The 19,423-nt window shown below is 74.3% G+C and carries 12 protein-coding genes and 4 pseudogenes; 8 read left to right on the forward strand and 8 right to left on the reverse strand.

What is annotated here, in order from left to right; all coding sequences use genetic code 11:
• The first annotated feature begins 120 nt into the window (after positions 1-120).
• Positions 121-2,306: pseudogene (locus KIF24_RS03035) on the forward strand (DEAD/DEAH box helicase).
• Between the two features lie 363 nt (positions 2,307-2,669).
• Positions 2,670-3,410 (forward strand): hypothetical protein, encoded by a 741-nt coding sequence (locus tag KIF24_RS03040; protein WP_230414829.1) that lies wholly within the window; start codon positions 2,670-2,672, stop codon positions 3,408-3,410.
• Between the two features lie 25 nt (positions 3,411-3,435).
• On the opposite strand, the gene KIF24_RS03045 is transcribed toward KIF24_RS03040, so the two are convergent.
• The 6 genes and pseudogenes from KIF24_RS03045 to KIF24_RS03070 all read right to left on the reverse strand — a co-directional run bounded on the left by KIF24_RS03045 (position 3,436) and on the right by KIF24_RS03070 (position 9,506).
• Entirely contained in the window at positions 3,436-3,885 is a 450-nt protein-coding gene (locus KIF24_RS03045) for a helix-turn-helix domain-containing protein (protein WP_221082670.1), read from the reverse strand.
• A gap of 119 nt (positions 3,886-4,004) precedes the next feature.
• Positions 4,005-5,173 (reverse strand): annotated as a pseudogene (locus tag KIF24_RS03050) (class I SAM-dependent methyltransferase).
• A gap of 313 nt (positions 5,174-5,486) precedes the next feature.
• Positions 5,487-7,319 carry a DEAD/DEAH box helicase gene (locus KIF24_RS03055; RefSeq protein ID WP_221082671.1) on the reverse strand — a complete coding sequence of 611 codons (1,833 nt, stop codon included), beginning with the start codon at positions 7,317-7,319 and terminating at the stop codon, positions 5,487-5,489.
• Positions 7,320-7,818: 499 nt separating this feature from the next.
• Positions 7,819-8,046 carry a DUF3107 domain-containing protein gene (locus KIF24_RS03060; protein WP_221082672.1) on the reverse strand — a complete coding sequence of 76 codons (228 nt, stop codon included), beginning with the start codon at positions 8,044-8,046 and terminating at the stop codon, positions 7,819-7,821.
• Positions 8,047-8,109: 63 nt separating this feature from the next.
• Positions 8,110-8,748 (reverse strand): TetR/AcrR family transcriptional regulator, encoded by a 639-nt coding sequence (locus KIF24_RS03065; RefSeq protein ID WP_221082673.1) that lies wholly within the window; start codon positions 8,746-8,748, stop codon positions 8,110-8,112.
• Positions 8,749-9,065: 317 nt separating this feature from the next.
• Positions 9,066-9,506 (reverse strand): hypothetical protein, encoded by a 441-nt coding sequence (locus KIF24_RS03070; RefSeq protein ID WP_221083202.1) that lies wholly within the window; start codon positions 9,504-9,506, stop codon positions 9,066-9,068.
• 1,167 nt (positions 9,507-10,673) lie between these two features.
• Between KIF24_RS03070 and KIF24_RS34885 the strand changes: the two genes are divergently transcribed.
• The 6 genes and pseudogenes from KIF24_RS34885 (at position 10,674) to KIF24_RS03100 (ending at position 16,948) form a co-directional block, all read left to right on the forward strand.
• Positions 10,674-11,852, forward strand: a complete 1,179-nt coding sequence (locus KIF24_RS34885) for a hypothetical protein (RefSeq protein ID WP_407939856.1) — start codon at positions 10,674-10,676, stop codon at positions 11,850-11,852.
• A gap of 23 nt (positions 11,853-11,875) precedes the next feature.
• Positions 11,876-12,849: pseudogene (locus KIF24_RS03080) on the forward strand (alpha/beta fold hydrolase).
• Between the two features lie 92 nt (positions 12,850-12,941).
• Positions 12,942-13,799: a DUF3152 domain-containing protein gene (locus tag KIF24_RS03085; RefSeq protein WP_331460994.1), complete on the forward strand. Its 858-nt coding sequence runs from the start codon at positions 12,942-12,944 to the stop codon at positions 13,797-13,799.
• 170 nt (positions 13,800-13,969) lie between these two features.
• The gene (locus tag KIF24_RS03090; protein WP_331460995.1) at positions 13,970-14,683 is read left to right on the forward strand and encodes a DUF3152 domain-containing protein; all 714 of its coding nucleotides are present in this window, start codon (positions 13,970-13,972) and stop codon (positions 14,681-14,683) included.
• A 134-nt stretch (positions 14,684-14,817) separates the two neighbouring features.
• Positions 14,818-15,999, forward strand: coding sequence for an adenylyltransferase/sulfurtransferase MoeZ (gene moeZ / locus KIF24_RS03095; protein ID WP_331460996.1), 1,182 nt, complete (start codon positions 14,818-14,820; stop codon positions 15,997-15,999).
• Positions 16,000-16,126: 127 nt separating this feature from the next.
• Positions 16,127-16,948 (forward strand): prenyltransferase/squalene oxidase repeat-containing protein, encoded by an 822-nt coding sequence (locus KIF24_RS03100; RefSeq protein ID WP_221082676.1) that lies wholly within the window; start codon positions 16,127-16,129, stop codon positions 16,946-16,948.
• Between the two features lie 15 nt (positions 16,949-16,963).
• Here KIF24_RS03100 and KIF24_RS03105 read toward each other — a convergent pair whose 3' ends face one another.
• On the reverse strand, positions 16,964-18,205 hold the full coding sequence (locus KIF24_RS03105) for a glutamate-5-semialdehyde dehydrogenase (RefSeq protein WP_221082677.1): 1,242 nt from the start codon (positions 18,203-18,205) through the stop codon (positions 16,964-16,966).
• A gap of 61 nt (positions 18,206-18,266) precedes the next feature.
• A pseudogene (proB, locus tag KIF24_RS03110) lies at positions 18,267-19,423 on the reverse strand (glutamate 5-kinase).

The raw sequence follows: 19,423 nt of genomic DNA on the forward strand, positions 1-19,423 counted from the left end.
ATGCCAGAGTGGCTGCCGCCGCGGTACGGCTCGGCTGCGGCCGGGCCGCCGGCTGCCGGTCGGGTGCCGGCCCGGACCGCCGGGCGCTGGCAGCACGGCGGGCGCTGGTAGAAAGACCCGATGAGCCAGGAACGGACGGCGGTACGGGAGCGGGCCGAGGCGGTGCTGCGGCGGCTGGCCGGCGCGGACGCCAGCCTCCGTGTCGACCAGTGGCGCGCGATCGAGGCGCTGGTGGTCGACCGACGGCGGGTGCTCTGTGTGCAGCGCACCGGGTGGGGCAAGTCGGCGGTCTACTTCGTGGCCACCGCGTTGCTGCGCGAACGCCCCGAGCCCGGCCCGCCGGTCGCGGGCGGCGGCGGCCCGGCCGGCCCGACGGTTATCGTCTCGCCCCTGCTGGCGTTGATGCGCAACCAGGTCGACTCGGCGGCACGGGCCGGGATCCGGGCCCGCACCATCAACTCGGCCAACCTCGACGAGTGGGACGAGATCACCGCCGAGATCCACGCCGGCACGGTCGACGTGCTGCTGATCAGCCCGGAACGGCTGAACAACCCGGATTTCCGCGACGGCGTGCTGCCGAAGCTGGCCGCCACCACCGGCCTGCTGGTGGTCGACGAGGCACACTGCGTCTCCGACTGGGGGCACGACTTCCGGCCGGACTACCGCCGGCTGCGCACCTTCCTCGGCAAGCTGCCCGAGCGCACGCCGGTGCTCGCCACGACCGCCACCGCCAACGCCCGGGTGACCCGGGACGTGGCCGAGCAGTTGGGCACCGAGTTGGCCGCCGCGTCCGCGCAGCGACCGGACGTGCTGGTGCTGCGCGGCAGCCTCGACCGGGAGTCGCTGCGGCTGGGGGTCCTCGACCTGCCGAGTCCGGCGCACCGGCTCGGCTGGCTCGCCGACCACCTGGACCGGCTCCCCGGTTCGGGCATCATCTACACGCTGACCGTGGCCTCGGCGACCGAGACCGCCGAGTTCCTCCGTTCCCGCGGCTGGTCCGTGGCCGCGTACACCGGGCAGGCCGAGGACGCCGACCGCCGCGCGGCCGAGCAGGACCTGCTCGACAACAAGATCAAGGCGCTGGTGGCCACCAGCGCGCTCGGGATGGGCTTCGACAAGCCGGATCTCGGTTTCGTGGTGCACCTCGGTGCACCGCCGTCGCCGATCGCGTACTACCAGCAGGTCGGCCGGGCCGGGCGCGCGGTGGAGCATGCCGAGGTGTTGCTGCTGCCGGGCGCCGAGGACGCGGCCATCTGGCGGTACTTCGCCTCACTGGCCTTCCCGCCCGAGGCGCAGGTCCGTGCGGTGCTCGCCGCCCTGCACACCGACCGGCCGCTGTCGACCCAGGCCCTGGAGCCCCTGGTCGACCTGCGCCGGGCCCGACTGGAGCTGATGCTCAAGGTGCTCGACGTCGACGGTGCGGTGCGTCGGGTGCGGGGCGGCTGGCTCGCCACCGGCGAGCGCTGGGAATATGACGAGGCCCGGTTGCGCCGCGTCGCCGCCGCCCGCGCCGCCGAGCAGCAAGCCATGATCGAGTACGCGGCGACGACCGGCTGCCGGATGCGCTACCTGCGCGAATGCCTGGACGACGCGGAAGCCGTCGACTGCGGCCGGTGTGACCGTTGCGCCGAGGCGCTGTTCACACCGCAGGTGACGCCGGCCGCGCTGACCGCCGCGCAGACCTTCCTCGGCCGCCCCGGCATCCAGGTCGCAACGAAGAAGCTCTGGCCGACCGGGCTGGAGTCGGTCGGCGTACCCCTCAAGGGACGCATCGCAGCGGGGGAGCAGGCACTGCCGGGCCGGGCCGTCGGCCGGCTGTCGGATCTCGGTTGGGGCGGCCGGCTGCGCGGTCTGGTCGGGCCCGGCACACCGGACGGCGAGGTTCCCGAGGACGTGGCCGCCGCCGTCATCGAGGTACTCAAGGCGTGGGCGCACGGTGCCGACCAGTGGCCGAGCCGCCCGGTCGGCGTGGTCGCGGTCGACTCCCGTACCCACCCGGTGCTGGTCGGCTCGCTGGCCGAGCGGATCGCCAGTGTCGGTCGGCTGCCGCTGCTGGGCCGGGTGGCCTCGGCCGGGTCGGCGGCTGCCGACGGTCCGCGCGGCAACAGCGCCCAGCGGGTCCGCGCCCTGCACGGCGCCCTGACCGTGCCGGCGGAGCTGGCCGGTGCCCTCGCCGATTTGACCGGCCCGGTGCTGCTGGTCGACGACCTGGTCGACTCGGGCTGGACCATGACGTTGGCCGCCCGCGAACTCCGCCGGGCCGGCGCCCCCGGCGTCCTTCCCTGGCCCTCGCCGTCGCCGGCTGAGCCGGCGCGGCGCGGTTCCCGGGCCGGCCGCGGATGCGACCCGAGCCACGGCCGGGCAGACCCGCCGGGCGACCGATCAGGCCGGCGGTACGGTGGGCGCATGGCTGACCAGGAACCCGATGCGCCTGCGCTCGGGTCGGTGCGGGTCGCCGAGCGGCCGTCGGCGGGGACCGGTGCGGGCCCCGGCCTGGTCTCGGCGGCGCCGGACCGGGCCACGCTGCGGTTGGCCCTGGTGGTCGGTGGGCTCGTGCTGGCCGTGCTGCTCGGGTTCGGCCTCGGCCGGATCGGCGACGCCGGCACCGCGACGGCGACGGGCGGGTCGGACAGCGCGCTGGCCGACCACCCCATGCCCCCGGCGTCGGCGTGCACTCGCACGGCACCGACCAGGCCGCCGCGGCCGAGGCCGGCGGCCTCGCGGTCAGCCGCGACGGCTACACCCTGGTCCCGCTGTCCGCGGAGTTCACCGCCGGGCACTCCGGTGAGCTGCGGTTCCGGATCCGCGACGGGCAGGGCGCGACGATCACCCGGTTCGCGATCGTGCACGACAAGCCGTTGCACCTGATCGTGGTACGCCGGGACCTGAGCGGCTACCAGCATCTGCATCCGACCATGGCGACCGACGGCACCTGGTCGGTGCCGCTGACACTGCCCCGGCCCGGTGTCTGGCGGGCGTACGCCGACTTCACGGCCCTCGCCGACGATGGCCGGCAGACGGCGACGACGCTCGGCGTGGACCTGGTCGCCCCCGGCGACTACCGGCCCCGTGCCCTGCCCGCCCCGGCGACCACGACCACGGTCGACGGGTTCACCGTCGGCTACCAGGGCGACCCGCAGCCCACCCTGACCGTGCCGCTGAGCTTTCGGATCACCGGCCCGGACGGCGCCCGCCCGGTGCTGGAGCGCTACCTCGGCGCGTACGGCCACCTCGTCGCGCTGCGCGAGGGCGACCTCGGCTACCTGCACGTGCATCCGGAGGCCGAGCTGGTCGACGGCGCGGTGCAGTTCTGGCTGACCACTCCCGGGCCCGGGCGGTACCGCCTCTATCTCGACTTCGCCACCGGCGGCGAGGTACGCACGGCCGAGTTCACGGTGTCCGTGTCCTAGGGCACCCACGGCACTGCCGGGCGGGTCAGCCCGTCCGGCGGATCTGCGCGGACCCGGGGTCGGCCGGTCGGCGGATCGGCCGGCGGGCGAGGTAGCGCAGCAGGTCCCGGATGTGATGCTTCTCCTCGGCCGGCACGGCCGGATCCGCCAGCCGTTGCAGGATCACCCGTACGTCGGCCTCGACGGGGCCGTCGTCCCCGCGTCGCCATGGTCCGGGGCCGGCGTCGGGCAGACCGAGTGCGCGGAAGGCCGCCGCCACCGGCAGATCCAGCGCGGCGCAGAAGCCGCGCACCTTGGCCAGCTCGGGGTAGTCCTGCCAGTCGCCGGCGAGCCAGCGGAAGACGGTCGAGCGACCGACGCCGGTGTGTGCGGCCAGGTCGGTGACCGTCCACCCGCGCTCCTCCCGGGCATCGTCGATGGCCCGGCGCACGAAGCGCGCGAAGGCCATCTGCGGCGAAACCTCTGCCGAACCCATCCGGTGGGTCTTCCCTCCCGACCGGCACCCGACGGTGCGTTCTTCGAGAGTAGTACGGGAAGGGCGGCAAACAATTGACTGATCGACCAGACGATGCCGGTGGCGGCGCCCGTGTCCGGCTACCCGGCTGGTGGTGTGGGTGCGAGCAGGGTTTCCAGCCGGGGTGTGATCCGCCACTGCGCCACCAACTCCCGATACTCCGTACGCTGTGCGGCGCTCGGGCCGGCATCCGTGCGCCGGGCCCGGATGAGCAGGTTGCGCGGGGTGTGCGCCGAGTCGACGAATTCGACCACCTCGGTCCGGTAGCCGTGCAGCCGGAGCAGCCCGGCCCGCAGCGCGTCGGTGAGGACGTCGGCGAATCGTTCCCGCAGGATGCCCTGCCGGGTCAGCAACTCGTACGGTGCCGGAGCCGGCCGGTGACGCAGCTGTGCCGCCACGTCGTGATGGCAGCAGGGCGCGGCGAGCACCCAGCGGGCCTCCCAACGTACCGCTCGGGCCAGCGCCTCGTCGGTGGCGGTGTCGCAGGCGTGCAGGGCGAGCACCAGGTCGGGAGTCGGTTCGACGACGGCGTCGGCGATGGTGCCGGCGACGAAGCGGACCCGGTCGGCCCAGCCGAGCCGTTCGGCCAGTTCGGTGTTGCGGCGGCGCTGGTCGTCCCGCACGTCCACGCCGACCAACTCGACGTCGAGGCCGAGCCGGGACAGGTAGCGGTAGGCGGCGAAGGTCAGATAGGCGTTGCCGCAGCCCAGGTCGACCACGCGCAGCGGGCCGTTCAGCTCCTCGGCCAGCCCACCGGGCAGCGTGGCGGCAAGCGCCCGCAGGAACGCGTCCACCTGCCGCCGCTTGGCCGCCGAGCCCCCGATCTCGGCGAAGATCGGGTCGCCGGGGTCGAGCAGATACTCCTTGGCCCGGTCGTGGCCGGGTGCCGCGACGGCGGGCCGGGTTCCCGCGCTGCGATGCACCTGCGCCTCACCCGACTTGGTGACCCGCAGTTGCAGGATGGTGTCGGCGGTCTCCACATGCCAGTTGCCGAACGGCTCGGCCAGCAGCGCCGCCACCGCCGCGTCCGCCTCCGGCCCCGGCGCCACGTTGCGGGTGTAGGGCCGGGCGCCGTCGGAGGTGGAGATCTGCAGCCGCTGGCCGGTCTTGAGAGCGACGGGCCGCAGCTCGGCCCGGACCACTGAGGGCGCCGACCGCGCTGCCGTCCAGCCGCCACGGCCCGGCTCAACGCCGGACCGAGCAGCAGCGAGCGGACCTCGGCCAGGGCAGCGTCCAACGGTTCGGGCATCGTTCAATCTTCCAGGGACGGCCGGACTGGTTCGCCCGGCATCGGACAGCGGTGGTGAACCGTGACGCGGGCGCGACCGACACCGACCGGTGCGGCGGTGGGCGGTGCGGCCGGCGTCGGCGGGTTCCTGCTCTGCGACTCCTTTGCTCTGCTTCAACGGACGCAACGGTTCCGGCCGGAAAGCATTGCGTGGATTGAAGCAGAGCAAAGGAGCCGAACAAGGGGTCGCCGCCCGGGGCGGCGCGGGTCAACCCGGGCGGCGCGGGTCAACCCGGAAGGGCCGCCCGCCCACCCGCCGCCGGGCGGGCGGTGGTCAGTCGGTGGAGGCTTCGGCGGGCGTACCGCTGGCGGAGCCGGTACCGCGACGACGTCGGCGGCGGCGAGGACGCGGCCCGGCCTCACCCGTGGTGTTGTCCCCGCCGGCTGCGGTCGCCTCGGCGGAGCCGCCGGCGGTGCCAGCGCCCGCTCCGGCCTCGCCGGCAACCTCGCCCGCCACGACCTCGCCCGCCACGACCTCGCCGGCCCGGCGTCGCCGACGGCGACGGGCGGTACGTGCCGCATCGTCGGCGGCAGAATCGGTGCCTTCCGCCACGACCTCGCCGCGCTGCCCGCGACCGGTACCGCCACGGCCCCGACCGCCGTCGCCCCGACCGCCGTCGCCCCGACCGCCGTCGCTCCGACCGCCGTCGCTCCGACCGCCGTCGCTCCGACCGCCGTCGCTCCGACCGCCGTCGCTCCGACCGCCGTCGCTCCGACCGCCGTCGCTCCGACCGCCGTCGCTCCGACCGCGGCGACGGGTGCCGCGCGGCTCGCCCCGGCGGGGCCGGCCGCCGCCCAGGTCCTCCTCGACCTCCGCGGACAGTCCGGCGCGGGTGCGCTCGGCGGTCGGCAGGGTGCCGGTCATCTCCGTGGAGATGTGCAGGTCGGTGTAGAGGTGCGGGGAGGTGTGGTAGGTCTCCGGCGGCTCGGGCATGTCGAGCCCGAGCGTCTTGTCGATGATCCGCCAGCGGGGCATGTCGTCCCAGTCGACGAAGGTCACCGCGACGCCGGTCGCGCCGGCCCGGCCGGTGCGACCGATCCGGTGGGTGTAGGTGTCCTGGTCTTCCGGGCAGTCATAGTTGATCACGTGGGTGACGCCGCTGACGTCGATACCGCGGGCGGCCACGTCGGTGGCGACCAGGGTGTCGATCTTCCCGGCCCGGAACGCCCGCAGGGCCCGCTCGCGGGCCCCCTGGCCGAGGTCACCGTGCACCGCTGCGACCGCGAAGCCACGGAAGTCGAGGTCCTCGGCGACCCGGTCCGCGGCGCGCTTGGTGCGGGTGAAGATCATGGTCAGGCCGCGGCTCTCGGCCTGGAGGATCCGGGCGACGATCTCGATCTTGTTCATCGAGTGGGTGCGGTAGACCAGCTGCTCCGTCTGCGGAGAGGGGCCGGTCTCGGCGGTGTGCCCGGCGTGGATCGTGATCGGGTGGCGCAGGAACCGCCGGGACAGCGTCACGATCGGGTCCGGCATGGTCGCGGAGAACAACATGGTCTGCCGGTCCTCCGGCAGCATCGCCAGGATCCGCTCGACATCGTCGAGGAAACCCAGGTCGAGCATGCGGTCGGCCTCGTCCAGCACCAGTGCGCGCACCCCGTGCAGGCGCAGGTGCTTCTGCTTGGCGAGGTCCAGCAGGCGGCCCGGCGTGCCGACGAGGATCTCCACGCCCTTGCGCAGCGCCTCGATCTGCGGCTCGTACGCGATGCCGCCGTAGATCGGCAGGACGCGCACACCACGGGTGCGGCCGGCGGCGGCGATGTCCTTGGCGACCTGGATGCCCAGCTCGCGGGTTGGCACGACGACCAGGGCCTGCGGCAGCCCGTCGCCGCCCTCGTCGGGGGCGAAGACCCGTTCCAGCAGCGGTACGCCGAAGCCGAGGGTCTTGCCGGTGCCGGTCGGGGCCTGACCGATCAGGTCGGCGCCGCGCAACGCGATCGGCAGCGCGTACTCCTGGATGGCGAAGGCGCGGAGGATGCCGGAGGCGGCCAGTGCGTCAACGGTCTCGGCGCGTGCGCCGAGCTCGGCGAAGGTCGGTGCCTCCGGCCGGACCGGGGCGGTCGGGGCCAGTTCCTGGCCGTCTGTGAGGTCTTGAATCGGCTCACTCATATGGATTTGGGGGTGCCCTCTCGTGGGTGCGCCCCGCCATGTCCTCAGGGCGCGTTCGGTTTGGCGCGGGCCACACGGTCGGCGGCAGAAAGCCGAGCGGACCGGGCCGCACGCGCGCCGCGGGTCGGAGTTCGACCGGATCGGAGGTGACTCCGGCCGGGATCGGCCCCTACGGCAACTCGTCCATGCTACCTGAACCGGCCGGACGTCGTCCCGATTCCGAGTGGGCAAGCGCGACCGGGAGGGTTTTAATGTGACTCGTATCACGCCTGTCCGGCATGTTGGACCGTTGCAGGCATGCCCAGGTTGGCCGGTTGGCTGTCGACGTGGGTGCGGCGGCTGATCGGCGCGGCCCTGGCTCGAGCGGGGCGGGTCGCCGGCCCCGGGACGCCGCACCGCTCTGATCGCTCAGGGGGACAGCCGGACGTGGGGGGATTGTTCCGGCGGCTGACCGCCGCGCACCGCGCGGATGGCCGCCGCCGGACTCAACAACCGACCGTCAGCGGACGGTGAAACCGACCGACCGGGGTGACGCCTCGGCGATCTCGACGTAGGCGACCTTGTCGACCGGGACGATGATCCGCCGACCCTTCTCGTCGGTAAGCGAAAGCGTGCCCTCGCCCCTGGCGACGGCGTCGGTCACGATCCGCTCGATCTCGGCCGGCGACTGCGCGCTCTCCAGGACCAGCTCGCGCGGGGCGTACTGCACGCCGATCTTGACCTCCACTGTGCCTCCTCCGTCGGGCGAGATAGCCGCCGTGCGAAGGCTATCCGATCACAAGGTCGAAGTTCAGGCTGACTCACCTTGCAGCGGAAAGCTGGCGATACCCCGCCAGGACAGCGCGGCCACCAGCGCCTCCGCCTCGGCCTTGGGCACCTGGCGACCGCCGGCCAGCCAGAACTGCGCGGCGGTCTCGGCCGCGCCCACCAGGCCCGAGGCGAGCAACTCGGCGTGCGCCCGGCTGATCCCGGTGTCGGAGATGATCGTGTCGGTGATCGCCGCGATGCAGCCCTGCGCGACCCGCTCGACGCGCTGCCGTACGGCCGGCTCGTTGCGCAGGTCCGACTCGAAGACCAGGCGGAAGGCTTCGCTCTCGTGGTCGACGAAGTCGAAGTAGGCCCGCACCGACGCGCTGACCCGTTCCTTGTTGTCGTTGGTGCTCGCCATCGCATCGTGGACCTTGGCGACGATCGCGTCACAGTGCGTGTCGAGCAGGGCGAGATAGAGCTCCATCTTCCCGGGGAAGTGCTGGTACAGCACGGGCTTGGAAACGCCGGCCCGCTCGGCGATGTCGTCCATGGCCGCAGCGTGGTAACCCTGCGCCACGAACACCTCCTGAGCAGCGGCGAGCAGCTGCTTGCGGCGCGCCGAACGGGGCAGGCGCGTGGGTCGACCGGCGGTTTGGGCGCCGTTCCCCACAGCGGTCATGGGAACCTCCGAGGTTGTCGTACGGGCCGGCATTCCACGCGAACCGGTCGGGGCCCCTCGGCCCCTCGCGGAATTGGCCCGCCGCTGTAACTTATCGCCACTGTCGCCACACGGTAGCCTCAGCGTGGGCGACCAAGGAGCGCGCGGTGAGTGAAACAGGTCAACCCGGTGCCGCCACCCCGGGAGAGCACGGTGACGGGACGGGTCAGCACGATGACCTGGCCCGTTCCGGCAACGGGTGGGCTCCGCGGGCGGCCGACTGGTCCTGGGATGCGGATGCTTCTCGGGGCTCCGGCGCCCCCTGGTCCCGGTCCGAGTCACCCGCAGCCTGGTCCACCGCTTCGTCCCGCCACGGCGATCTGCCCGCCCCGCCCGGCGCGCAGCCGGAGCCCGAGTTGCCCACCCGGGTCAACGGCAACCACGTGAACGGCAACCACGTCAACGGGACGCCCACCGGCGAGGAGCCGCCGGCCGGCCGGCACGCCCCGGTGAGCGCCCCACCCGGCGTACGAGGGCCGGGCCAGGCTCCGGGTGGTGACCGCCTCGTCGTGCCGGCTCCCCGCCCCGTGCCGTCCGGCGAGCAGCCGGTCGCTCCCATGGTCGGTCTGCCGACCTCCGTGCCCCCGGCGATGCAGGTGCCGCCCGTCGGCACCGCCGCCTCCGGCTTTGAGATGCCGCCCGGCGTGCACGCACCCACCGCCGAGCGGGCCGCGGACGATCCACCGGCGAGCGGCCGGCCGCACGGATGGGACGGACATTTTCCCCCGGCGCCGAATACCGAGATCCGCCCGGCACCCCCCGCGACGGACCAGGCTGCCGGGCAGGCGGACCGGCCACCGGCGCCCGGCGCTGACCAGTCCACCGGTTGGCCGGCGGGATCGGGTGGCGGCCAGTTCTCAAGTTGGCCGGGCGGGTCGGGTGACGACGAGTCCGGAGGTTGGCCGGTGGGGTCAGCTGCCGACCAGTCCGGAGGTTGGCCACCCGCCGAGCGCCCGGCGGCCGATCCGGGCCGCCCGAGCTGGGCCCGGCCCGGCCCGGCCACTGACTGGGCCCCGTCGTGGGCCCGCGAAGAGGGCGAGCCCGCCGGCCGTGGGTCGCCGGAGCCGCCGGCCCCGAACTGGGCCAGCGAGCCGAGCCGCCCGTACGAGCCGCCCCGGCCGAAGACCGATCCAGCCGCGGAGCCGCAGACCGATCCAGCCGCGGAGCAGCGGCCGGTCGAGCCCGACCCCGTGGACCAGCCGGCCTGGGCGGCGGCTCCGGCCAGCGCCCCACCGGCCGACGAACGTCCCTCCTGGTTGCGTGCCGCGGCCAGCGGGCCGCCCGGCGAGGAACGTCCCTCCTGGGCACGTGGCAGCGGGCAGCCGGCTGAGGAGCGCCCGTCGTGGGCCACCCCCGGTAAGTGGCGCCCCCGCCGGCGAGGCCCCGCCCTGGGGTGCCCGGGCCGAAGAGGGCCTGCCCTGGGATGCGCGGACCGGCGCCCGGCCGGCCGAGGAGCGCCTGCCGTGGGCTCTCCGCCCCGCCAGCAGCCCGCCGGCCAGTGCCCCGCCGGTCAGCGCCCCGCCGGTCGGCGGTCGGCCCGCCAGCGGTCCACCGGCCGGCGCCCCGCCGACGAGCGACCTACCGGTCAGCGCGGCGCCGAGCGTCCCGCCGGGCGGCGCCGCACCGACGAGCGCCCCGCCGGCCCCGCGTGAGACGCCTCCCGAAGCCGGTTCGCCACCCCGGGCGCTGCCGGAGCGGCCACCGAGGTGCCCGGCTATCGACCGTTCCGGCTCCGGCCGGTCGCCGCTGAGCCGTCGTCCGCAATGCCTGCGCCGGCTTCCGCCACATCCGGTTCGACCTCGACCCCACCGGCCAGTGACCTGGCGGCCGGTGGGATCTCCGGTGGGCCCGGCCGCCGTGAACGCATTCCCTCTGCGCCCGTCCCGGTGAGCGCGGCCCCCTACGCGGCACGCCGATCCGCGCCCGATCCGGTCCCGCCGACGGAGCCGGCCGGCGAGTGGTCGCCGGACAGCACCCCGGCGGTGTTGCCGCAGCGCGTCCCCGCCGAACCGGACGTGCCCGTCGTGCCGGAGCCGCCAGCCGTGGAGCCACCCGCCGAAACCCCGGAACTCGCCCGGATCGCCACCCATCTCCGTCGCGACGACGAGCCGGCGCCGTTGCGTGAACGGCCCGAGGGGTTCGACGTCAACGCGATCCTTGCCGCCGTGCGGGGGGTCGCCGGCGTGCGCGACGCCGCCCTGCGCCGTACCCCTGCCGGCGCACACAGCCTGCGCCTCGACCTCGCCGACGGTGCCGACCCGGCGGAGGTGAGCCGGCAGGTCGCCCGCCTGCTGCAGGAGCGGATGGGGCTGGCCGCCGCGCCGAGCGGCATGACCGGAGTCCCTGCCGTACCCATGCGGCGCCGGTCCACCGAGTCCCGGCGCGGCGAGGGCGGTGAGGCCCGCCCGTCCGCGGAGCCCAGACGTCCATCGGCCCGACCCGCCGGCGCCCGGACGGAGGCCCAGCCGAGCCGGACGGAGGGTGCACCGGAGACCTCGCGACGGCGACGGCAGGCGCCCGTCCCGCACCGGGGCCGGGCCATCGTGGAGGACGCGGGTGCACCGGGCAGTCCGGCGACGCTCGGCGCCTCCTACTCCGGCGGGCAGCTCACCACGACCGAGTCGGCACCGTCCCGGCCGCTGGACACGGGCGGAGTGCCGGGCCCCCGGGTGGTGCTCGACCACGTCCAGGTGAGCACGTTCGGGCTCGATGCCACCGTCGAGGTTCGGCTGCTCGCCGGCGCGCAGAGCGCCGCCGGGTACGCCACCGGGCCCGCCGTCGACGGCTACGTGCTGCGGCTCTGCGCGGTGGCGGCCGCGGCGGCGATCGACGAACTGTTGCGCGCCGCCAACACCACGGCGGAGCGCGGACGCTGCTTCGTGGAGCATGCCGCTGTGGTGCCCTTCGGGAACTGTGAGGTGGCCACCGTCGTCGTGCTGCTGGTCTGCGACGGGTGGGTCGAGCAGTTGGCCGGTTCCGCGTTGGTGGCCGGCGACCCCCGGCAGGCGGTGGTGCGGGCCACCCTCGCCGCGGTCAATCGTCGGCTGGAGGCGCTGCTGGCCTGAGCGGGTCGGGGCAGACTGGAACGGTGAAGCCTGCGACCCTCTGGCCAGATCGCCTGCTGCCCGCCCACTCGGTCCCGCCGCCCTGGCCGGGCCGCGAGGTCCGCCTCGACGGGGCGGTCACCTACGTCCGGGAAACGCCGGCCACCGGCCCGGCCGCCGAGCCGGCGCTCTACGTGCACGGACTGGGCGGCTCGTCGCAGAACTGGACCGACCTGGCCGGTCTGCTCGCCGACCGGCTGGACGGCCAGGCGATCGACCTGCCGGGCTTCGGCCGCAGCGAGCCGGGTCGGCGGTACACCGTTCCGGTCTTCGCCGAGCGGGTGATCCGCTGGATCGAACACTCGGCTCGGGGGCCGGTGCACCTGTTCGGCAACTCGCTGGGCGGGGCGATCTCGGTGCGGGTGGCCGCCGTCCGGCCGGACCTGGTCCGGACGCTGACCCTGGTGTCGCCGGCCCTGCCGTTCCTTGACTTCCGCCGGTCGTTGCAGGGCCGGATGCTGCCGCTGCTGGCGATCCCCGGGGCGAGCGGCTGGCCGCCTGGCGGCTGGCCCAGGTGGCGCCGGAGGTGATGGCCCAGCAGGTGATGGAGGCGTGCGTGGCTGACCTCAGCCGGATCTGCGACCAGCGCCGGCGGGAGGCACTGGAGGAGATCCGGATCCGGTACGAGGCGGAGCACTACGCGGCGGCCTACGTCCGGACGTTCCGTGGGCTGGTCTCCAGCTTCGTGCGGTCGTACCTGCCGGGTTCGGAGTCGTTGTGGCGGTTGGCTCGTACGGTGAGCGCGCCGACGCTGGTCATCGGGGGCCGGCAGGACCGGCTCGTCGACGTGCGCGTGGCGCCGCAGACCGCCCGGGTGATTCCGGACAGCCGGCTGCTGATGATCGACGGCGTCGGTCACGTGGCGCAGCTGGAGGTACCCCGCCTGGTCGCCCGGGCCGTGGTGGGGCTGCTCACCGAGACGGGGGAGCCCGCTCGCCGGGCTGACCTGGCAGGATGACCGGCGTGCGCAGCCCTGGTAGCCGTTCTTGGCCGGCTCGTTCCCTAGGGCGGCATGCCGCCGGGCGGAGGCCGGAACGCGACGCCCCGTCCGTGGATTCGGCGGCGACCGCCGAGGTTCGGAAGCGGCCGTGGCCGCGCCGGCCGGGATCGGTCGTCCGGGTTGCCGTGCTGGTGGCGGCGGTCGGTGCCGCCGTCGCGGTGGTCGCCGGGGGCACCGGCGCTCCGTCGGGCACTGCCGGCGAGCTGGCGCCGGCGGCGTCCCCGCTGGTGGTGACGCCGCCGATCCTGCGGACCCCGTCGCCGTCGCCGAGCCGGCTGCCTCCGTCGCCCGAGCCGCCGGTTCTGCAGGAGCCGGGGCGGGTGCCGTCGATCGGGCCGGGCCGCTTCGACTACGACGACCGGGCCGGGCCGGTGCTGGGTACGGCCGGTGGCATCCAGCGTTACCGGGTCGCGGTGGAGTCCGGATCCGGCGCGGATGCGGGCGAGTTCGCCTTGGCGGTGCGGGCCGCGTTGACCGGTCCGGGGAGTTGGGTCGACAGCGGGCGGCTCCGGTTGCGGCAGGTGGACGTGGCCTCGCGGTACGACTTCACCGTCTACCTGGCCACGGCCGGGACGGCGGGCCGGATGTGTGCCGCCGGAGGCGTCGATATCCGCGTCGGTGGGCGGCCGTACACCTCCTGCCGGGCGTCGGGCAAGGTGATCGTCAACCTGGACCGCTGGCGGCTGTCGGTGCCGCATTTCGTGACGGCCGGGGTGCCGCTCTCGGTGTACCGGACGTATGTGATCAACCACGAGGTCGGGCATCAGTTGGGCAACCGGCACGAGCGCTGTCCGGGGCGTGGCGAGCCGGCTCCGGTGATGATGCAGCAGACGCTGTTCCTGAAGGGGTGCGTCGCGAATCCCTGGCCGTACCTGGACGGCCGGCGTCACGCCGGTCCGCCGCTCTGAGCGGCCGGAGCGCCGGGGCGGAGCGCCTTCATCGCGCAGGATTGCGCTGATATGCCTGCAATGGGTGCGACGATGTTTTCATGCCGTCTTCACCCCTTTGTTGCGGCCCTGCGGAGCCGGACCTACCACTGGGGCCCCGGCCCACGGCCAGCCGGCGGTGCCGGCTCGCCGTGACCCTCGGCATGGTGCTGGCGCTCGCGGCCACCGCCTCGGTGCTGCTGGCCCGGGCCGGCGACCGGGCGGCCGGGCCGGAGCCGGGCGCTCGCAGCCGCATCGCGTACGGGGCGGGGGCCGACGAGCAGGCCCGGCCCGGCGGGTACCCGAGGGCGGGTGCCGGCAGCTTCGCGGTGGCCGGTGCGGGCTCTCCCGTGCGGGGCGAGGACGGGCCGGTAGCCCGCTACCGGGTGGCCGTCGAGCAGGACACCGGCCAGGATCCGGCCGCCTTCGCCGCCGACGTCGACGCCGTGCTGGCGGACCCGCGCAGCTGGATCGGCTCCGGCGAACTGCGCGTGCAGCGGGTCGACGCGGTGACCGCCGACTTCACCGTCTACCTGGCCACCCCGCTCACTTCCGAGGCGATGTGCGCCGAGGGTGGGCTGAGTACGGAGGGCTACACGTCGTGCCGGCTACCCGGAAAGGTGATCATAAATCTGGCCCGCTGGCTGGAGGCGGTGCCGGACTACGGGGCGTCGCTGGAGGTCTACCGGGCGTATGTGATCAACCATGAGGTCGGGCACGAGTTCGGGGAGGGGCACGAGGCGTGCCCGGCACCCGGGCGTCCGGCGCCGGTCATGCAGCAGCAGACGTACGGGCTGGAGGGCTGTGTGGCGAACGCCTGGCCGATCCTCGACGGCCACCGCTACGCCGGCGACCTCATCGGCTGACGCCGGGCCAGCCCACCCGGCCGGCTATTCCCGCTCCCGCATGGCGGGCGACGTGTCCCTGCTCATGGTCGGCGGGTGCCTCGGCGAGCGACAATGGCTCGGTCGTCCGCCACATCGATCCCGGGGAGTCCACCGTGTCGCTGCCCCCGCTCGTCGAACCCGCCGCCGAGCTCACCGTTGACGAGATCCGCCGTTACTCGCGCCACCTGATCATCCCCGATGTCGGGGTCACCGGGCAGAAGCGGCTGAAGAACGCCCGGGTGCTCTGTGTCGGCGCCGGTGGCCTCGGTTCCCCCGCGCTGATGTACCTGGCCGCCGCCGGGGTAGGCACTCTCGGCATCATCGACTTCGACACCGTCGACGAGTCAAACCTCCAGCGCCAGATCATTCACGGCGTCTCCGACGTCGGCCGGTCCAAGGCCGAATCCGCCGCGGCGAGCATCCGCGAGATCAACCCGCTGGTCAACGTCGAGATCCACAACACCGCGCTGGATCGGGACAACGTCCGCGACATCTTCGCCCGGTACGACCTGATCGTCGACGGCACGGACAATTTCGCCACCCGCTACATGGTCAACGACGCGGCGGTGCTGCTCGGCAAGCCGTACGTCTGGGGGTCGATCTACCGGTTCGACGGCCAGGCCTCGGTGTTCTGGGCCGAGCACGGTCCCTGCTACCGCTGCCTCTACCCGGAGCCGCCGCCGCCCGGCATGGTTCCCTCCTGCGCGGAGGGCGGCGTCCTCGGCGTGCTCTGCGCGTCGATCGGCTCGATCCAGGTCAACGAGGCGATCAAGCTGCTCGCCGGGATCGGTGATCCGTTGGTCGGTCGGTTGATGGTCTACGACGCCCTGGAGATGAGCTACCGCAAGATCAAGGTGCGCAAGGACCCGAACTGCGTGCTCTGTGGCGAGAACCCGACCCTCACCGACCTGCTGGAGGACTACGAGGACTTCTGCGGCGCGGTGTCGGTGGAGGCCCAGGAGGCGGTGGTCGACGCGACCATCACCGCGGCCGAGCTGAAGGAGTGGCAGGACGCCGGCAAGGACATCTTCCTCGTCGACGTGCGGGAGCCGGCCGAGTACGAGATCGTCCGCATCCCCGGCGCGACCCTGATCCCCAAGGGCGAGATCCTCTCCGGCGATGCGCTGGCCAAGTTCCCGCAGGACCGGCAGGTCGTGCTGCACTGCAAGTCCGGCGTCCGCTCCGCCGAGGCGCTGGCCGCGCTGAAGGCGGCCGGGTTCCGGGACGCCGTGCACGTGCAGGGCGGCGTGCTCTCCTGGATCAAGCAGATCGATCCGTCGCTGCCCGCGTACTGAGATGTGCGGCGGGGCCCCTTCCGGTGCCTCCGGTGGCGGAGGGGGCCCGCAAACACCCGGCCGTCGGCCGGTCCCACCTGCCCGTCCTACCGAGGCGGGATCGCGTTTCCGCCGGTAGCGTGGCGCCGTGGTCGACATCGATGCCGCGATCGGGTTCGTGGTGGCGCACGGGGACGCGGTCGAGCGTGCCCGTCTTTCCTGGTTGCGCACGGGTACGCCGCCTCCGCCGGAGGTGGTGGACAGCGCCGAGGTCGGCCAGACACTTGGCGGCGGCTGGCCGGCGTCCTGGGGCGACGAGGTCGCCTCGGTCGACGCGACCTGTTTCCGTCTCGCCGAACTGGATGACCTGGGCGCGCTGGGCCGACCCTCCGCCCGCCGCGCGCTGGACTGGCTCGCCACCTCCCAGCAGCGCGACGGTTGCTGGGAGGAGGACCAGGCGCTGGCCGACAGCGCCCCCGAGTGGGCCAGGCCGGGCGACCCGGAGGCACGGCTCTTCCTGACCGCCAACGCCGCCTTCTGGCTCACCGTGGCCGGCCTGGACGCCCGGGCGGCCGGGCCGCTCGACCACCGGGTCGGCGGGGCGTACGCGGGCGTGGTGCAGGCCGCCGGCCAGGCGCTCGCCGCCCGGTTGCGCCCCGACGGCAGTTGGCCGTCCTTCCTGGCCGCCGGCTGGCTGAGCGCGGCGGTCCTGCACCGGCAGCAGATGTTCTACGAATCGGCGCAGATCAAGGCCGTGCTCGCCGAGCGGATCCCGCAGGCGTCACCGGCCGACGCCGCCTGGCTCGCCTCGACGCTGCGTCGCGTCGGCGTCGACGAGCAGGAGTGGACCCTGGTGGCGGCCCGCCGCCGGCTCACCGAGACGCAGCGCAGTGACGGCGGCTGGAGCAGCGACGACGGCCACCAGTTCGACGTGCACGCCACCCTGGCCGTGATCCGCGCCTTCCGCTGACGGGTCCCGTCCGGGTCAGCGGAGGTGGCCGGTGCCGGTGACCACGTACTTGGTGCTGGTCAGCTCGGGTAGTCCCATCGGGCCGCGGGCGTGCAGCTTCTGGGTGGAGATGCCGATCTCGGCGCCGAAGCCGAACTCACCGCCGTCGGTGAACCGGGTCGAGGCGTTGACCATGACGGCCGCCGCGTCGACCCGGGCCACGAACTCCCGGGCGGCCGGCTGCGAGTCGGTGACGATCGCCTCGGTGTGGCCGCTGCCGTACCGCCGGATGTGCGCGACCGCCGCGTCGAGCGAGTCGACGACGGCGGCGGAGATGTCCGCGGACAGGTATTCGGTGGCGAAGTCCTCGTCGGTGGCGGCGACCACCGCGTCGGAGTACCGGGCCACCCGCGGGTCGCCGTGCACGGTCACCCCGGCCTCGGCGAGTGCGGCCAGCGCCGGTGGCAGGAAGGCGTCGGCGACGTCGGCGTGCACCAGCAGCGACTCGGCGGTGTTGCAGGTGGACAGCCGCTGGGTCTTCGCGTTCAGGGTGATCGCGACGGCCCTGGCGACGTCGGCCGCCGCGTCCACGTAGACGTGGCAGTTGCCCACGCCGGTCTCGATCACCGGCACGGTCGACTCCTCGACCACCGTCCGGATCAGCGACGCGCCGCCCCGCGGGATCAGCACGTCGACCAGGCCCCGGGCCCGCATCAGCTCCTTGACCGAGTCGCGCGAGCTGGCGTCCAGCAACTGCACCGAGTCGGCCGGCAGGCCGGCGGCGTCGACCGCGTCGCGCAGCACCGCCACCAGCGCCGCGTTGGAGTGCGCGGCCGACGAGGAGCCGCGCAGCAGCGCCGCGTTGCCGGCCTTGAGGCAGATGCCGGCGGCGTCCACGGTGACGTTCGGCCGGCCCTCGTAGACGATGCCGACCACCCCGAACGGCACCCGGATCTGCCGCAGCTCCAGCCCGTTGGGCAGGGTCGAGCCGCGGACCACCTCGCCCACCGGGTCGGGCAGCGCGGCCATCTGGCGCAGCGCGTCGGCGATCCCGGCCACCCGGCCGGCGTCGAGGGCGAGCCGGTCCAGCACGGCCGCGCTCAGCCCGGCCTCCCGCCCGGCCGCCAGGTCCGCCTCGTTCGCGCTGAGGATCTCGGGGGTACGCGCCACCAGCGCGTCGGCCATCGTGTGCAGCGCGGTGTCCTTGGCGGTACGCGTCGTCACGGCCAGCGTCTCCGCCGCCGTGCGTGCCCGGTGGGCCTGCTCGCTCACGCTCATTCCACACTCCTCAGGTGTCCGTGGCCCCTGCCGCCGCAGGCGTCGGCACGGAGCCCGTTGCTCACAGCAGTACCAGGTCGTCGCGGTGGACGACCTCACGTTCGTAGGCCGGGCCGAGCGCTGCGGCGAGGTCGGCGGTGGAGCGCCCCAGCAGGCCGGGAAGTTCGATCGCGTCGTAGTTGACCAGCCCGCGGGCGACCGGTGCGCCGGAGGTGTCGACCAGGTCGACCGGGTCGCCGGCGGTGAACATCCCGTCCACCGCGGTGATCCCCGCCGGCAGCAGCGACTTGCGCCGGCCGACCACCGCGGCGACCGCGCCGGGGTCGAGGTGCAGCCGGCCCCGGGCGCGGTGGCGTGGGCGAGCCAGAACAGCCGGGCGGCGGGGCGCCTCGGGCTGGGATGGAAGAAGGTGCCGACCGACTCTCCGGCCAGCGCCGCGACGGCCTGGTCGGCGGAGGTGAGGACCACCGGGATGCCGAATCCGGTGGCGATCCGTGCCGCCTCGACCTTGGTGACCATGCCGCCGGTGCCGACCCCCGCGCGGCCGGTGCCGCCGATGTCGACGCCGGTGAGGCCCGCCTCGTCGTGCACCTCGGCGATGCGGCGGGAGCCGGGGCGCGACGGATGGCCGGTCCAGAGCGCGTCGACATCGGAGAGGAGCACCAGCAGGTCGGCGTCGACCAGCGCGGCCACCAGCGCGGCCAGCCGGTCGTTGTCGCCGAACCGGATCTCCTCGGTGGCGACCGTGTCGTTCTCGTTGACGATCGGCACCGCCCGCAGGTCGAGCAGCTTGCGCAGGGTGCGGTACGCGTTGCGGTAGTGCGCCCGCCGGGTCACGTCGTCGACGGTGAGCAGCACCTGCCCGACGGTGCGGCCGTGCCGGGCGAAGGCTGCGGCGTACCGCCCGATCAGCAGGCCCTGGCCGACACTGGCGGCGGCCTGCTGGGTGGCCAGGTCGCGCGGCCGGCGGGGCAGGCCGAGCGGGGCGAGGCCGGCGGCGATCGCGCCGGAGGAGACCAGCACCACCTCGCGTCCGTCGGCCGTCCGCGTGCCGAGGGCGTCGACCAGCGCGTCGACCCGCCCGTCGTCCAGCCCGCCGGTCGCGGTGGTCAACGAGGAGGATCCGATCTTGACGACGATCCGCCGGGCCGCCGTGACTGCGTCGCGCACCCGCCCATTCTGCGCCGTCGCCGCCGCGGGGCCAGTCGCCGTTCCCAT

This window comes from Micromonospora tarapacensis (assembly GCF_019697375.1).
In the GTDB taxonomy this organism is placed as follows: Bacteria; Actinomycetota; Actinomycetes; order Mycobacteriales; family Micromonosporaceae; genus Micromonospora; species Micromonospora tarapacensis.

Excerpts from the sequence above, each read along its gene's own strand:
- KIF24_RS03105 (WP_221082677.1), bottom strand. The coding sequence starts at position 18,205 with ATGAGCGTGAGCGAGCAGGCCCACCGGGCACGCACGGCGGCGGAGACG.
- KIF24_RS03045 (WP_221082670.1), bottom strand. The coding sequence starts at position 3,885 with ATGGGTTCGGCAGAGGTTTCGCCGCAGATGGCCTTCGCGCGCTTCGTG.
- KIF24_RS03065 (WP_221082673.1), bottom strand. The coding sequence starts at position 8,748 with ATGACCGCTGTGGGGAACGGCGCCCAAACCGCCGGTCGACCCACGCGC.
- KIF24_RS03070 (WP_221083202.1), bottom strand. The coding sequence starts at position 9,506 with ATGTCCGTCCCATCCGTGCGGCCGGCCGCTCGCCGGTGGATCGTCCGC.
- KIF24_RS03055 (WP_221082671.1), bottom strand. The coding sequence starts at position 7,319 with ATGAGTGAGCCGATTCAAGACCTCACAGACGGCCAGGAACTGGCCCCG.